At 44.2% G+C, this 14,714-nt stretch carries 12 protein-coding genes and 2 pseudogenes; 8 read left to right on the top strand and 6 right to left on the bottom strand.

The window, feature by feature from the left end:
- Nucleotides 1-24 precede the first annotated feature (24 nt).
- Together H1230_RS17415 and H1230_RS17410 are read right to left on the bottom strand one after the other, a co-directional pair.
- Nucleotides 25-819: a TrmB family transcriptional regulator gene (locus tag H1230_RS17415; RefSeq protein WP_239711091.1), complete on the bottom strand. Its 795-nt coding sequence runs from the start codon at nt 817-819 to the stop codon at nt 25-27.
- A 147-nt stretch (nt 820-966) separates the two neighbouring features.
- On the bottom strand, nt 967-1,929 hold the full coding sequence (locus tag H1230_RS17410) for a helix-turn-helix transcriptional regulator (protein ID WP_239711089.1): 963 nt from the start codon (nt 1,927-1,929) through the stop codon (nt 967-969).
- Between the two features lie 108 nt (nt 1,930-2,037).
- Here H1230_RS17410 and H1230_RS17405 point away from each other — a divergent pair, with 108 nt between their 5' ends.
- From H1230_RS17405 to H1230_RS17395, 3 genes and pseudogenes are all read left to right on the top strand, one after another.
- A complete protein-coding gene (locus H1230_RS17405) occupies nt 2,038-2,517 on the top strand; it encodes a GyrI-like domain-containing protein (protein ID WP_239711087.1) in 480 nt (159 codons plus the stop codon).
- A gap of 14 nt (nt 2,518-2,531) precedes the next feature.
- Nucleotides 2,532-2,996, top strand: coding sequence for a phage tail protein (locus H1230_RS17400; protein WP_239711086.1), 465 nt, complete (start codon nt 2,532-2,534; stop codon nt 2,994-2,996).
- 64 nt (nt 2,997-3,060) lie between these two features.
- Nucleotides 3,061-3,247 (top strand): annotated as a pseudogene (locus H1230_RS17395) (hypothetical protein); the annotation flags it as partial.
- 481 nt (nt 3,248-3,728) lie between these two features.
- On the opposite strand, the gene H1230_RS17390 reads toward H1230_RS17395, so the two are convergent.
- Nucleotides 3,729-4,877, bottom strand: coding sequence for a glycosyltransferase family 61 protein (locus tag H1230_RS17390; protein ID WP_239711084.1), 1,149 nt, complete (start codon nt 4,875-4,877; stop codon nt 3,729-3,731).
- A gap of 753 nt (nt 4,878-5,630) precedes the next feature.
- Nucleotides 5,631-5,765, bottom strand: coding sequence for an IS3 family transposase (locus H1230_RS31735; RefSeq protein ID WP_481857180.1), 135 nt, complete (start codon nt 5,763-5,765; stop codon nt 5,631-5,633).
- Between the two features lie 180 nt (nt 5,766-5,945).
- On the opposite strand from H1230_RS31735, the gene H1230_RS17380 reads away from it, so the two are divergent.
- The 4 genes and pseudogenes from H1230_RS17380 to H1230_RS17365 all read left to right on the top strand — a co-directional run bounded on the left by H1230_RS17380 (nt 5,946) and on the right by H1230_RS17365 (nt 11,113).
- On the top strand, nt 5,946-6,650 hold the full coding sequence (locus H1230_RS17380; protein WP_239711082.1) for a GDSL-type esterase/lipase family protein: 705 nt from the start codon (nt 5,946-5,948) through the stop codon (nt 6,648-6,650).
- A 38-nt stretch (nt 6,651-6,688) separates the two neighbouring features.
- Entirely contained in the window at nt 6,689-7,828 is a 1,140-nt protein-coding gene (locus tag H1230_RS17375; protein WP_239711080.1) for a serine hydrolase domain-containing protein, read from the top strand.
- Nucleotides 7,829-8,066: 238 nt separating this feature from the next.
- Nucleotides 8,067-10,724, top strand: a pseudogene (gene ppsA, locus H1230_RS17370) (phosphoenolpyruvate synthase).
- Nucleotides 10,725-10,762: 38 nt separating this feature from the next.
- The gene (locus tag H1230_RS17365; RefSeq protein WP_239711079.1) at nt 10,763-11,113 is read left to right on the top strand and encodes a hypothetical protein; all 351 of its coding nucleotides are present in this window, start codon (nt 10,763-10,765) and stop codon (nt 11,111-11,113) included.
- A 137-nt stretch (nt 11,114-11,250) separates the two neighbouring features.
- On the opposite strand, the gene H1230_RS17360 is transcribed toward H1230_RS17365, so the two are convergent.
- Nucleotides 11,251-12,747 carry a glycoside hydrolase family 43 protein gene (locus tag H1230_RS17360; RefSeq protein ID WP_239711077.1) on the bottom strand — a complete coding sequence of 499 codons (1,497 nt, stop codon included), beginning with the start codon at nt 12,745-12,747 and terminating at the stop codon, nt 11,251-11,253.
- 174 nt (nt 12,748-12,921) lie between these two features.
- On the opposite strand from H1230_RS17360, the gene H1230_RS17355 reads away from it, so the two are divergent.
- The gene (locus tag H1230_RS17355; protein WP_239711074.1) at nt 12,922-13,827 is read left to right on the top strand and encodes an ArsR/SmtB family transcription factor; all 906 of its coding nucleotides are present in this window, start codon (nt 12,922-12,924) and stop codon (nt 13,825-13,827) included.
- Here H1230_RS17355 and H1230_RS17350 read toward each other — a convergent pair whose 3' ends face one another.
- Nucleotides 13,828-14,691 carry a helix-turn-helix domain-containing protein gene (locus H1230_RS17350; protein WP_239711072.1) on the bottom strand — a complete coding sequence of 288 codons (864 nt, stop codon included), beginning with the start codon at nt 14,689-14,691 and terminating at the stop codon, nt 13,828-13,830. It abuts the gene before it with no gap.
- Between the last annotated feature and the right edge of the window lie 23 nt (nt 14,692-14,714).

The following is a 14,714-nucleotide window of genomic DNA, read 5'->3' as shown; positions in this document are numbered from 1 at the left end:
TCTAATTTCCAGGTCGATTGTCTATCACAGGCCGGAGTTCTTCAGCTGCATCTCAGGATGCTCATGCCGAATTAGGGCATAGTCCTTCCCGTAACGGACTTCCAGCTCTTTCGCGAAATCGACCTCGATCCGCATCATCACAACATCGTGAAAGTACGCGGTCTCCAGCATGTTCAGCACCGCCGGATGGTTGCTCTCAAGTGCCGAAGACGGCGCGTACCGACTGAAGCTGCCGAGGATCGCCGTCTCCTTATCTAGCAGCATCGAGAAGTTCCGCGACTTGTGCGGCCCTCCCAGCGGTACACTATGTACGATAACGCGCTCCAGTTCCGTCGGTGTCTCACCGATGACCATCAGATGAACAGCGGTGCCCCGGCGCTCGGCAGTAAGCAGTGGTTCCTCCACCCAATGCAAATCCTCAGCCCAAAGATCGACCAGAATCTCGTTCCTGGCATTGGCGGCGAGGCGGCGAATCGCCAAATCTACTTGCTGCTCCCCTTTCCAATTGCTGAAGAAGGGCGGCGTCTCCGGCAGGGCGGTCAGTTCATTCTCCAGTAAGTGAGCCGTGCGCTCGAAATCAGCTTGAAGCAGTTTGATGACTTGCCCGATTGGGATCGCCGCGAACGTGATCGGATCGCCTTCTACGGCGCGGCAGACACCCTTCTCCACCAGGCCGCGCAGCGCGGCGTACACGTTGGAGCGCGAAATCGACACCTGCTTTGCGACCTCATAGCCCGAGGAAGGCGTCTGACCATGCAGCGCCAGATAGCAGCGGGCTTCCAGATCGGACAAACCAAGTTTTCGTAGTGATTCGATCATGGAGTGGCCTCCTTCGTAAAATTTTGTCTTTTGAAGATGTTAGGCGTATTTTAAAATACTACTTCGATCTAACGCGACTGTCAAGACAATGTAGTAAGCAAAAAGTTTTCTCTAGGTGTACGGAAATACGGAATACCTGGCCACTTCTTATGGGTAAAATAAACGTAATCTCGCTTGTAAACGTTCGAAGACTTCTTCTGGCACTTCTCTGAACTTGATATCCCCGCCTAGAAAAAGTAGCCAATTGGTTGTTTCGGTCAAGTCTTCGGGCTTATTCACATTGATAAAAGTCTTTAGAATGGCTGTGGTTTGGTAAGGATTCGTATAGGAAATTGAAACATTTAAAGGATGGTATTTTTTGAATTGGGCAATCGCTTTTGGACCAAATTCAAGGACTAGATTGATTACCTCTTCCTGCTTGCTAATTTTTTCTGAAATCTTTTTCTTACTTAATCTTTTATCCGCCCTGTAGGGCATGACATTGATGAGTTGATCGACAGGATAAATCTGCTTTTTCTCTTCCTTTAAGTCAAACCCTTCAATTAGCCAAAGGCTTTTTTCCCGATAAAGGTGCAAGAGATAAATGGGATAAGACTTGATTACCTTCTCTTCTTCGACAGTTATCAATAAATAACTATCCACTAGAAGGATTTGGATCAGTTTTTCTAACAGGGGATGGGGAAGGTCTGAAAGATCAAGTAGGTCGGGGTTATGGGGGTTGGTGCCTTCAAACAGCAAGATTTGATTTAAAAGAAAAAGATCCTCTTGCTGGTTTTCTGAGATGAGGCCTAGTAATTTTTCAGCTAAAGACTGACGACTCTTTAGATAGGGGAGTTGTTGATTTCTTGTGGCCATAAAGGCAATAAAAAGAGCTTTGACCTCATTATCGGTAAAACGAACAGCAGGAAGGACAGAGTTGTGCATGACAAAATAACCCCCATCCCTTCCAACTTCAGCGACAAGTGGCATCCCCATGGCCTCAATTTCTCTGATATCTCTAAAGGCTGTCGAACGAGAGATATTAAATTCTTGCATAATTTCGGAAATGGTAAAGTGGGCGCGATTGTTGATATACCGCATGATGATATTAATCCGTTCAACTTTTTTCATTGGGACTCCTAAACAGTATCATTTTTTGACATGATTTAAGGCTATGATATACATATCAAGTGATGAAGACAAGCATTTGATTAATTTAAAAAAGAGGCGGTTCTGAATATGGCAGATTATACACTTGAACAGAAAGACAGCTTTATCGTATTAGGATTAGGAACTGAGCTTAAGAGCGATTACACAGACTATGCTGGCATAAATAAGGAAAAATCAGACTTTTGGCAGGCCGTAAGCCAAGATGGCAGACTTGAATCTTTAAAAGCTATCGCCACCAATGACTACATTTTTGCCGTAAACGAAGCGGTGAATAACAAGATGATGCATTATGCTGGCGTCATGACAGAGGCAGCGGCACCAGAAGAAGCCAGAGTGATCCAATTTCCGAAGGGGGATTATTTGGTTGTTAAAGGGGAAGAGAAGACGGCTGATGAACTGAACAATAAGCTTGCTGGCCTTGCCTTTGGTCAAGTTTTGCCGAAAGTTAAGAATTTCGCCTACGTGGGCGGGCCAAATGCAACGGTTGAAATGGGACAGCGAAACGGTTTGATATTTGGTGAAATGTGGATTCCTGTTGTAAAGAGATAAAAGGAGGTATGCAAATGTCCTACATCGTTGATTTTAAAACTGTGTCTACGATTGGTTTAGAGTCTTCACCTGTAGTAGAGGCGCTTGCTGGATTACGTGCTAATGAAGCTCGTTACTTTATGAATAAATACAAGCATGAATTTACGGTTATACCCGCTAGCGAGCGCCAAGAAACCCTTGATTATGTGAATGGTATTTTGAAAAAAGAACGTGATATTGAATTTTCGGCCAAAGCTTTAGAAACATCGCGTTTTCAAGTGGAAAATATCCAATTTGCCTATGTCTTTTATGAGGATGGTCTAGCGGTAAACGTCATGTATAAGGTTGATGACCCTAAGAAACGAGCCGTTGGTTTTAAGCTTTCTGAAGGAATGGAGATCCCAAAGGAGTTAGAAACAAAGTTTAAGTTTGCTAGACAGAAGTCTATATTAGCTGGAACCATTCGGGGCTCGTTTTTAGTAATTAAAGGAGAATATTAATGTGAGATTAGATAAGGATAACAGGTAATCTCAAGGAACAGATACAGACTAAAGGAAATTCTCTCTCACCTCTGACGGCGAAATCATAACAGGCAAGTACAAACGGGAAAATATGCCAGACGAAGCGATTGTAGACCTGCCGGTTTCTTCCGGAGTGGAGCACGTGTTATTTTAAACATGCTACCCGGCTGATAAAAGACGGACAACGGATACGTCTGAAGGGAACAGAAGGGTATATCGAAATATTGTAGCGGCTGCCTACGACAACTAAGAACTACGTCAGAGTTATCGAGTTTGGAAGGACTACAGACAAAGGGTTCCATGACAGAACGCTGTCATGGAACCCTTCTTTACGGCTGATTGAACCTCATATTTAGTGGGAGCTCAACTTATTAAAAGCCTTATTTGGTATCACTTCTATTGGGATTTGTGCCCATTTTGCCGTATAGTATCCCTTGGCAAGCACACTAACATAGGCGTCCTGCTCCTGTTCTTTACTGGAAGAGATTTAATCGGAACGATTACCGTAGCGGCCCACAATTTGCACGAGAAGCAGGTCTTTTTATAGAAAATATCCACGCGCCAGTCCAAAACGAAAACAACCGATTATTTCGTGGTTGCTTAATCGTCGAGGGACAAGAGCATGCTCAATTTACCGATTAGATTCGTATTAACTACTTTTCACAGCTCAAATTAATTTATCTAATGGGGCAAGTTCACATGAACGGCTACTCATGTGTCCTGTTTTTTCAGTCCGGCTATACGAAGAGTTTGCTCCAGCCGATCGAGATCCACGGAGAAGTCCGCAAGTCCCGAAAAACGCTCCTCTGTCGTTCCTTCATCTTGCCCGTACATCATATAGTAATCAAGTTTGTTATGATTGCTGATCATCCAGTAAGTAGGCACTACATGCCGGATAGGAAAAATTTCGACGACAAGGGTTCCCTTCGTGCAGAATGCAAGATTGGCCAACCCGGCCCCATGCGGCGAAACGATTGCTTTTGCGGAAGCAAAAAGCTGCACTTGTTGGGCAACAGTCCAATCCTCCAGACAAATGGGAACGAACCCATGTGCCTCCAAATACCGGATGACTTCGTTCTCGTTAACTAACCGACGGCCAGAGACTTTGCTCCGGGAAATGAAAATGCGATCGGGAGAATGGAGCGTTGTGTCGCGTTCGGGCAGCATAAACTTGCGTACGATGGCAGTGGCCCAAGGAGGGTAATGGGAATTCATCATCAGGGAAGGCACAACCAACCGGTCGGCCTGAATTTCCATATCATCGCCGGTACGAATCACAGAAGATTCCGATACACCAAACATAGATAACGTATCTTCTACAAAAGATCCATGAGGATTCGGATTCATGACGAGGGTTTGAGAAGAAGAGCCATTTAGAATCCGCAGCATGCCCAGTCGCGGCAGTACATCATATAACCAGTGAAAATAATTGTGACTCCCGCAAAAAGTTAGAACGGCAGCCGTCCCAGGGAGATACCGATGCTTCTTAGCCTTCTGCCGATATAAAGCTGGGTGTTCTTCCACTGTCAGCATTCTGTTTAGTTGTTTATCGTATTCTTGAGAAAGATCGAAGATCAGTTTTCCGTCCGATGTCAAGATAGCACCAGAGGGTCCCCATACACGCCCATTCGGTATGTACGCAACATATCCGCCTTCGGGTTGATGGGTATAGGGCATCAAATAACGGTGAATCTCCGTTTCAATGGTTTTCGGGACCTCGAACTCTGCGGATCCGCCAAAGTCAAAAGGGGCAATCCTTTCATCGCCGCCGGGAGAGACGGAAGCTACCCATTCCCAAACGTCTCTGTGGAAACCGAACTCATTTGAGTTAGCGTCTGCTGATTTTTCATTTCTGCACATTTCATTCATTCCCCTTGTTATCCTAAAGCTATTTTATGCGGGCTGAACTCAAAGGGCACGAAGACAGGAAAAATAGGCAACATAATAAATACGGGAATGCGATATACAATGAGGAATTAGTCAGGCAAGGCGTACGGGTTACGGCTAAAGGACTTCATCCAAGTTCAAATGGGATTCGTATTTCGTATCCGAAACCAGGGAAAAACCAGTGGTTACGGTTGGCCGGACCTGCAAGGACATGGGGAAGGTCAGATTGAATTACGCCAAGTATTTGACCAGCTTGAAAGCTAGAATCAATTCTGTCGACTTCATTCCAGTAATTTTAAACTTTGTCCAATGATACATAGTTGCCTGCGTAACATTCATTCTCGAGAAAAGCTTAATAATAAGGCTTTTCTTTTTTTATGTGACACAAAGTTACTTATTGATATTGAGTCGTTTCTGAGGAATCGAGGAGGGAGAAGAACCACCCGTTCGATGTGTTGCTCCAATTTATTCTATATTCCTTTTTTCGCTACTTAGGATTGTCGGGTCATTGTTTAGAAAGTATATTCAATGCAATTCAAAGTTAATGGTAGTGAAATGCCGCGTAAAAAGAAGAACGATCTGCGCGAGACACTCATATGAAATATAAAGTTGAATGCGAATGCTGTGAGAGTCACGCTGTTCAATGCTTATTGGTTATAGCCCTGTCAAGTAGACAGATGAAAAAAGCTAAGCAGCCAGCGCTTGCCGAAACTCAATCGGTGCGCGCTATTTGAGTTTGGCCTGAAATCGCTGGTAGTTATAAAAGTAGATATATTCCTCGACAGTTTGATGGATCTCTGCTTCTGATTTACACTGGTGAAGGTAGAATTCCTCTGTCTTGAGATGCGAAAAGAAAGAGATCCTTTAGTCTTTTTTTGAAATATTATTATTCAAACTCATCCAACAGATATCAAAATTGTATTATATAATCTCAAAAAATTATGATTGTATAGTAAGTTTAATAGCAATATAATAAGTCCGATTAATGGACAGTTCTCAATTCACCAAATATTTGGGCCTACATAGAAAGGCGGAATAGGCATGAAAATGGATACCCAATCCGTAAATACTGCGGTCATTCCAGTTCCCAAGCTAGAGGAAGATAGCTATGACTGGTGGGAGCGGCATGAACAGGTACTAAATGAACAAGTGAAAATTAACCCGGAAGTAGTCTTAATCGGCGATTCGATTACCCATTTCTGGGGAGGCGAGCCAAAGACGGAGGGGAACGCCGGAGCGGTAGAGTCATGGAACTCCGTGTTTGGGCCTTATCGCGTACTTAACCTGGGATTCGGCTGGGACCGCACGCAAAACGTGCTTTGGCGGCTTGATCACGGTCAACTGAAAGGGCTCTCGCCAAAGACTGTGGTTATTCTGATTGGAACTAATAACACAAGTGACACGGATAACGCCCGATCCAACAGCCCCGATGAAATTGTAGAAGGCTGCCGGGCGATCTGCGACCGTGTCAATAACCTGGTTCCTGACGCAAAGATTATACTTATGGCCGTATTCCCCCGGGAGGAGTACCCCGACCACCCAAGACGCAGGGAGATCACCGAGATTAATGCCCGGTATGCAGAGTTGGCAAGAGAGCGGCATTATGAATTCTTAGACATCAGTGCACTTTTACTTGAGGCTGATGGCATCTTATCCGCCGAAACGGCACCTGACTTTTGCCATTTAACAGAACGCGGGTACCGCAGGTGGGCAGACGCGCTTAGTCCACTGCTTCCGCTTCGATAATACGTTTTTATAACTTTTTTTATGAGGAAGGGAATTCCATGGACTTTAAACCACTATCCCACTTTATCGACCACATCACCTCTTGGCGTATACCCTGGGCGGAAGTAATCGTCATGCAGCACAATAATACGATATTCCATTACAAGGGCGGATACGCCAATTTGGAAGACAAGATTCAAATCAATGATTCTCAGATCGTCAATATTTACTCAATGTCGAAGATCCTTACCTGTACGGCGGCACTGCAACTTATAGAAAAGGGGGCAATACTGTTAAGTGATCTGATCTCCGACTACCTGCCGGAATATGCAGATATGACGGTGCAGAAAGTCTTGCCTGACGGCCGAGTGGAAACCGAGAGAGCGAAACATTCCATAACCGTCCGTGATCTGTTTACCATGTCAGCCGGATTCTCATATGATCTTGAAGCCCCTTCTATACGGGAGGTCGTTGAGCGCACGAACGGCAGAGTTCAAACCCGGGAGTTTGCAGCAGCACTGGCGAAGGAACCGCTTTTATTCGAGCCGGGCACCCGATGGAATTACAGTCTGTGTCATGACGTTCTCGCTGCGCTCGTCGAAGTGGTAGACGGAAGAAGATTCAGCTCCTATGTCCATGAAGAAATTACCGGACCACTCGGAATGAACGATACGGGATTTGACCTGACGGAAAAGCAGCTAATTCGCCTAACGCCCCAATACGAATATAACGATGTGCTGAACAAGCCCGTACGCAAGGATGGAAACGGGTATCGTCTCGGCGAGGAGTTTGAAAGTGGTGGAGCGGGGTTATTATCGACTGCAAGCGATTATATTCTCTTCCTTAATACGCTCACGAACCGGGGAACGAGCCCGGAAGGAATACGTATTCTGTCACCTGCTTCGGTCGACCTGATGCGTACAGACCATCTTAACGACCGTACGCGGAGCGATTTCTCCATGGGTTATCATGATGGTTATGGCTATGGCCTTGGTGTCAGAACTCATATTTCAAAAGCACGCAGTGGATCGCTTAGTCCGCTAGGCGAATTTGGCTGGAGCGGCGCTGCCGGATGCTTGGGAATCATTGATCCTGAATCACAGCTGACTATAATGTATGCGCAGCATTTGCTGAATAGTCAGGAGCTTTATGTGCATCCGCGGCTCAGAAATATTGTATATTCCTGCTTGAAGTCATAAAGTCTGACCGAATAAGATATACGAACAATGGAAAGCTGCGCTGAGCGCGGCTTTTTTATTAAGATAAGAATTTATTTATTTCACACGATTTGCTTATCTTGCAGGCAAATCAGATTTCAAAAGAGAATATCAAGTTAAGTCAGAGGTTTAGTCCGCGTGGATGGAGTAAATAAAATGTCATCGTTGGTTCTGCTTCACGGAAGCCTGATCTGGTTGAAAAAGTTAGGGGCGATCATGAATGAGTTCTTTGGTTCTCGGTTTTGAGGAAATGGACAATTCGCAGCTTTTGCTCGTGGGTTGAAAAGGGTTGAATTTAGGGGAATTAGCAAAAATAGAAGGAATACAAGTACCTGAAGGATTTTGTGTTACAACAGTGGGATTTCAAAAAGCGATCGGACAAAACGAAGCGTATCACGTTGAATTGAATCGACTATCTTTGCTAAAAACAGATGATCGGGAACAAATTGGTGAACTCAGCAAGAAGATTCGCCAGATCATTATGGATGCAGCAATCCCTTCCGATGTTGTGGCAGCAGTTACTAATTATCTCTCCCAGTTTGGTGATGAACATGGCTATGCCGTGCGTTCTAGTGCGACTGCTGAAGATTTGCCACAGGCCTCTTTTGCCGGTCAACAAGACACCTATTTAAATATCATCGGCGTCGATGCCATCCTGCAGCACATCAGCAAATGTTGGGCTTCGCTGTTTACGGATCGCGCAGTTATCTACCGTATGCAAAATGGATTTGATCACAGACAGGTTTATTTATCCGTTATCGTTCAAAGGATGGTTTATCCACAGGCTTCAGGGATATTATTTACCGCTGATCCAATTACTTCTAACCGGAAGCTGCTCTCCATCGATGCCAGTTTTGGACTTGGTGAAGCATTGGTCTCTGGCTTGGTTTCTGGCGATTGTTATAAGGTGCAGAATGGGGAAATCGTCGATAAGAGGATTTCAACCAAACAGTTGGCGATCTATGGACTAGAAGAAGGCGGAACAGAGACCCGGCAGCTTGATCCCGAGCAGCAAAAGGCTCAAACCCTTACGGAACAACAAATTTTACAGCTGGCACGGATCGGAAGACAGATTGAAGCTTATTTAGGTTACCCGCAGGATATCGAATGGTGTTTGGTTGATGATACCTTTTATATTGTCCAGAGTCGGCCTATCACTACGTTGTACCCGATCCCAGAAGCGAATGATCCAGGGAATCACGTTTATTTATCTGTAGGTCATGGGCAAATGATGACCGATCCCATAAAACCACTCGGCTTGTCTTTCTACCTGTTAATTACTCGTGCGCCCATGCGTAAAGCTGGCGGAAGGTTGTTTGTGGATGTCACACCAATGCTTGCTTCGCCTGGGAGAAGAGCAACGATCATAGATACCCTGGGCAAATCTGATCCGCTCATCAAAGACGCACTCCTCAACATTGTTGGGAGGGAGGATTTTATACAATCGTCACCAGATGGTGAAATCGCACCGGGTCACGGGAAAAGTAGTCCAAACATGCCCCCTGTGAGCTCTCCTACACAAATCGAATTGGATCCGGCAATCGTTGCTGACTTGATTAAGCGTAGTCAAACATCGATAGAGGAGTTGCAACATAACATCCAAACGAAATCAGGCGCAGCATTATTTGATTTTATTCTGGAAGATATCCAGCAATTAAAGCAGATTCTATTTGATCCACAAAGTACCAGTGTGTTTATGGCTGCTATGGAGGCTTCAGCATGGATCAATGAAACAATGAACGAGTGGTTAGGCGAAAAAAACGCAGCAGATACGATTTCACAATCTGTAGCTAATAATATCACTTCGGAAATGGGCCTGGCGCTACTGGATGTCGCAGATGTGATTCGTCCTTATCCGGAAGTCATTGATTTTTTACAGCATGTGCAAGATGATAACTTCTTGAATGACCTGCTGAAGCTTCATGGCGGGCAGGAAACCCAAGAGGCTATCCATGCTTATCTCAGCAAATACGGAATGCGGTGCACCGGAGAAATCGATATTACCAGAACTCGCTGGAGCGAAAAACCAACTACGCTTATCCCGATGATTCTAAGTCATGTCAAAAATTTTGCGCCCAATGAAAGCCAACGAAGATTTGAGCAAGGCCGAGAGGAAGCTTTGGCAAAGGAACAAGAGATCTTAGAGCGATTGAAGCAATTACCGGATGGTGAACAAAAAGCCAAAGAAACCAAACGAATGATCGACCTGATCCGGAATTTCATCGGTTACCGGGAATATCCCAAATACGGCTATATTAACCGTTACTTCATCTATAAGCTGGCTTTATTGAAAGAAGCGGAACAACTTACACAAGCGGGCATTATCCATGAACAAGAAGATGTTTACTATCTCACGTTTGAAGAACTTCACGACGTCGTACGCAACTATAAACTGGATTACCCGGGTTGCTTGGTCGAGCAGCAAGCAGAGCTTACGACCAGACAGCTCATCAGCAACCGAAAAGAAGAGTACAAACTATATGAAAAACTAACTCCGCCGCGTGTGATCACGTCTGACGGTGAAATCATTACGGGTGAGTACAAACGGGGTTATTTTCCTGCCGATGCCCTTGTAGGTCTGCCTGTTTCTTCCGGAGTGATTGAGGGACGAGCACGTGTCATCTTAAACATGGAAGATGCGGATTTGGAAGAGGGAGATATATTAGTAACTCCTTATACTGACCCAGGCTGGACGCCATTGTTCATATCCATAAAAGGTCTAGTCACCGAAGTTGGTGGAGTGATGACTCATGGTGCAGTTATCGCACGTGAATACGGATTGCCTGCAGTTGTCGGAGTGGAGAAGGCTACCCAACGGATTAAAGATGGTCAACGAATTCGCGTGCATGGAACAGAAGGGTATATCGAGATATTATAAGTAGCTCAATAAACGGACGGGTTTGGGGAGGGATATAAATGACACTAGCAAAATACTTTAAGTTCTCAATGACATTGTTATTCGTGCTACTTATTTGCTCAGCATGCCAAAGTAATAGGGAAGAAGGGCTAAGTGAATATATCTCAGTAGATGAATTAAAAAACTTATCTGACAAAGGCGTTTCACTGAGTTGGGACGATTTTAACAAATATTCTTTTGAGGATATCGGTTCAGGATTATATATAAGAAAGTACAAAATCGAAGGAGGGCACCAGCTATTCATTACGGGGAAAAGTCTAGAGAGTCCTCCTGAGAAAATTTATATTGTTAACCAAAGCGGTAAGGAGCTAGATCTTACTCCAGATAACTTGAGCGAGTTGTCGGGGTAGTTTAGGTGGAGTTGTATTGGATAACATAAAAAATCCCCACCGGTCAACAGTGTTCAATCTTTCTTAGGATGAACTGTTAACATGAGGGGATTTTTTTATTGCATTACAATTTTGATAGAGTGAATTAGTCGGAATCTTTAAGAATAAACACAGCTAAAATTAGTAAACACCGCGTTAGAATCGTCTTCTTCTCCAGTGACATACAAACCGATAAGTACACCAGTAAACCCGCCTGCTATTTCAGAGGAGAGATATTTTGTTTGCGCCGCTCCAAGTAACGTCTCGGTACCATCCATCTGAATATAGAAATTATAATAAGTAGGAGTAGCCTTAACAACCAATACGGCATGATTGCATTGGCTGAGATCTATGGATTTCTCAATAGATTTAATGTCTCCGATATTCAGTCGTTCGATGACCTCGTATCCATGCTGATGTTTACGCAGTGCCAAATCATAGTGGTGGTTCTCGTCCATATATAGAGTAATTCCAGCTTCGCCGCTAGCCAAGTTGATTTCGCATGAAATAACCGCATTGAAGTCTTTTTGACGAATACCTATAAATGTTGGGGATGCCGGAATATCCAGTGTTACTTCTGTTCCTTTAAGCTTTATATTATCAGGTTCTAACACATAATGTTCTGTAGCCGGATGCCGCAGATAACACCAGTCCAGATTCCAGTCCGTATTCTCGAACGTAAAGACTTTTTTCTCCTGCTGAATAATCGTGTCCGCAATACGATCCGTCTCGAAGCTCAGAAGAGTGGTGCCATTGTGACCCGCAGTAAACCAGCCATTATCGCTAAAGGTAACCGGAGTTAAGAAAACTTCGCGTCCCAAGTGATGAAAAGTCAGATATTGGCCAGTCTGCCGGAATCCAAGATGAACAAGCCACCAATTCCCTTCGTGGTCCTGAATCAGGTCGCTATGCCCAACCCCCTGCAGCTCATAACCACCCAAATTACGATTGGTCAGTACAGGATTGTCCGCATAGGCTTCGAACGGGCCGGAAGGTGAATCTCCCCGCGCATAAGTGACCATATGGCCATATTCGGTTCCGCCTTCAGCTGCCAGCAAATAATATCGTCCATAAATTTTGTATAGATGCGGGCTTTCCAAATAACGACCTCCTGAACCTTGCCATACCGAGCGGCTTGGCGTAAGCTTGCGCCCGGATTCAATTTCAATTTCGCACTGGACGATACCGTTAACTCCATTATCATCTGTCCCATTGCTCATGAAATAAGCTCTGTCGTCTTCAAAATATAAATCCGGATCGATTCCCCCCTGATCAACATTAATGGGTTCAGACCACTCACCATAAATATCATCAGTCCATACATAGAAGTTCTGATGCGTAGTGTCATTGGTAGTAGTCATATAGAATCGTCCCTTATTGTAGCGCAGAGTGGGAGCAAATACACCACCAGAGCTGCCCACAGTGTCCAGTTGAATCTGGCTTCTGCGGGTTAGGCAGTGACCGATTTGGGTCCAATTAATCAGATCTTTGCTTTCAAAAATAGGTACGCCGGGGAAATACTGAAAGGAACTGCAAGCCAGATAATAAGTGTCTTCAACTTTGCATACGCTGGGGTCAGGATAAAATCCTTTAATGACCGGATTATTATATTTCATTTCTTCACCTCATTGATAAATTCATATATATATGATTCCAATATGATTAACTGCTATGAAAATTAAACACCATAGACTAGATAATTTCAATATAATAGAGTTGAAGGTTATCATGAAATTTATTAAATTAATATATATATGATTTCAATAAATAGGAGTCAGGAGATTATAATCATGATCAAAGCGAACGGGGAACCGAAATTCATGGCGTTATATGAAGCACTGGCCAGTGAAGTCAGATGGAGAATTATGAGCTTCATTGCCGATAATGAAATGAATGTGAAAGAGATTGCAGCTAAGTTAGAGCTTAGCTCCTCTATTGTCACCATGCACATCCGAAAACTGGAAGAAGCCGGCCTAATCGGAAGCCGCAGGGTGCGCCAAAACGGAGGGACGCATAAAATGTGTTACTTGAAACAAAAAAAAGTTGAAATTGAGCTGCCAGTTGCCAGCCAATCCGCGAGGATCAGAGAGCAGGCTATTTCAGTTGGACATTATACTTCTTTTGATGTTCATCCTACCTGTGGGCTTGGCACGCGTGAGATGGAAATTGGAGTTTGGGATGACCCACGCTATTTTCTGGACCCTGAGCGGGTGAACGCTGCCATTTTGTGGTTCGGGAGGGGGTACGTCGAGTACAAGACACCTAACTATTTACTTCCTGATCAAACTCCCGAGTCCATTGAAATTTCGTTGGAAATTGCGTCCGAAGCGCCCGGCCTGAGCGATCACTGGCCGTCTGATATTAGCTTCACTTTTAACGGAGTTTCGCTTGGAATCTGGACAAGCCCAGCTGACTTCGGAAGGGCTGCGCGGGGTAAATATACACCGGAATGGTGGCATCGAAATGTGAATCAATACGGCTTATTGAAGACGATCCGTATTGACATCTCAGGAACATTTATAGATGAAGAGTGGATGTCGGACGTGACTATCGAAGATATCAAGTTGCGGGAACAATTCTGGACACTTCGCTTCGCGGTTGACGAGAATTCCGTTAACGTCGGTGGATTGACACTCTATGGGGCTGGGTTCGGCAATCATGATCAGGACATTTTAATTCGTACACACCTAATTTAATTACAAATCCTTCCGGTATAATTTGGGGGACATGCCATAGACCTTGGTAAATTGGCGAGTAAAATAGTTGCTGTCGTTGAAACCACTTGTGTAAGATATTTCTGAAATAGGCAGCTTTGTCTTCTTCAATAACATACATGCATGTTCCAGGCGAAGCTGCTGAAGATAAGCGAAAGGTGTAGTTTGATAATAGGATTGGAAGATCCGATTCAAATGCCTAACGGAAATATTCGATTTAGCTGCAATTTCCTCACGTGAAAGCCGCTCCAAATAGTTATCCTCCATATAAGAAATGGCATTTGCCAAATGCATCAAATTGTTTTGAACCCCTTGTCTTTCCTGTTTCTCATACTGTCTGGACAAATGTACGACGAGCTCCATAAATCGCGAACGTAACATCGTCTGATATCCCTGGAATTCACTATTATATTCCTCAATCATGAAATCCAGGAGTGATGCGATATAGTCTAAACTTGAAATCGGCAAGCTCAATTTACTTGTCAGATGTTGGATATTCCGATAAAACGGTTCCAAAATAAAAAGAGCCTGAAAACCGTTTGATTTTCTCAGATCAGGACCTGCCAACTTCAGAAGCTCAGAGTTATACATAACGTTGCAAATTTGAAAATCATGAGGGTCTTTATAGGCATGAGAAGTAGCGCCATCAATGACAAAAACGTCCCCTCGCTTGATAAAGGATTCTTCCGTGTTGACAATATGTGTAGCATTTCCGTGCAGTACGATAACGAGCTCGGAGAAATCTACATGATTATGCAGATACATATCCTCCTGATGTCCTCCGTACTGAATAAAAAACTCAAATTGATCGTCGGATGTAAACCAATTTAGAGGAACACTTCGCAATCGAAACTCCCCTTTCATCTAGG

It is taken from the genome of Paenibacillus sp. 19GGS1-52 (genome assembly GCF_022369515.1).
GTDB lineage: Bacteria > Bacillota > Bacilli > Paenibacillales > Paenibacillaceae > Paenibacillus_AQ.
The sequence above is the reverse complement of the archived record's forward strand: the minus strand, read 5'-3'. Positions and strand labels throughout refer to the sequence as shown.

What these genes read in the sequence shown, in the direction of transcription:
- H1230_RS17415 (WP_239711091.1), bottom strand. Translation starts at nt 819, where the DNA reads ATGATCGAATCACTACGAAAACTTGGTTTGTCCGATCTGGAAGCCCGC.
- H1230_RS17410 (WP_239711089.1), bottom strand. Translation starts at nt 1,929, where the DNA reads ATGAAAAAAGTTGAACGGATTAATATCATCATGCGGTATATCAACAAT.
- H1230_RS17405 (WP_239711087.1), top strand. Translation starts at nt 2,038, where the DNA reads ATGGCAGATTATACACTTGAACAGAAAGACAGCTTTATCGTATTAGGA.
- H1230_RS17400 (WP_239711086.1), top strand. Translation starts at nt 2,532, where the DNA reads ATGTCCTACATCGTTGATTTTAAAACTGTGTCTACGATTGGTTTAGAG.
- H1230_RS17390 (WP_239711084.1), bottom strand. Translation starts at nt 4,877, where the DNA reads ATGTGCAGAAATGAAAAATCAGCAGACGCTAACTCAAATGAGTTCGGT.
- H1230_RS17380 (WP_239711082.1), top strand. Translation starts at nt 5,946, where the DNA reads ATGAAAATGGATACCCAATCCGTAAATACTGCGGTCATTCCAGTTCCC.
- H1230_RS17375 (WP_239711080.1), top strand. Translation starts at nt 6,689, where the DNA reads ATGGACTTTAAACCACTATCCCACTTTATCGACCACATCACCTCTTGG.
- H1230_RS17365 (WP_239711079.1), top strand. Translation starts at nt 10,763, where the DNA reads ATGACACTAGCAAAATACTTTAAGTTCTCAATGACATTGTTATTCGTG.
- H1230_RS17360 (WP_239711077.1), bottom strand. Translation starts at nt 12,747, where the DNA reads ATGAAATATAATAATCCGGTCATTAAAGGATTTTATCCTGACCCCAGC.
- H1230_RS17355 (WP_239711074.1), top strand. Translation starts at nt 12,922, where the DNA reads ATGATCAAAGCGAACGGGGAACCGAAATTCATGGCGTTATATGAAGCA.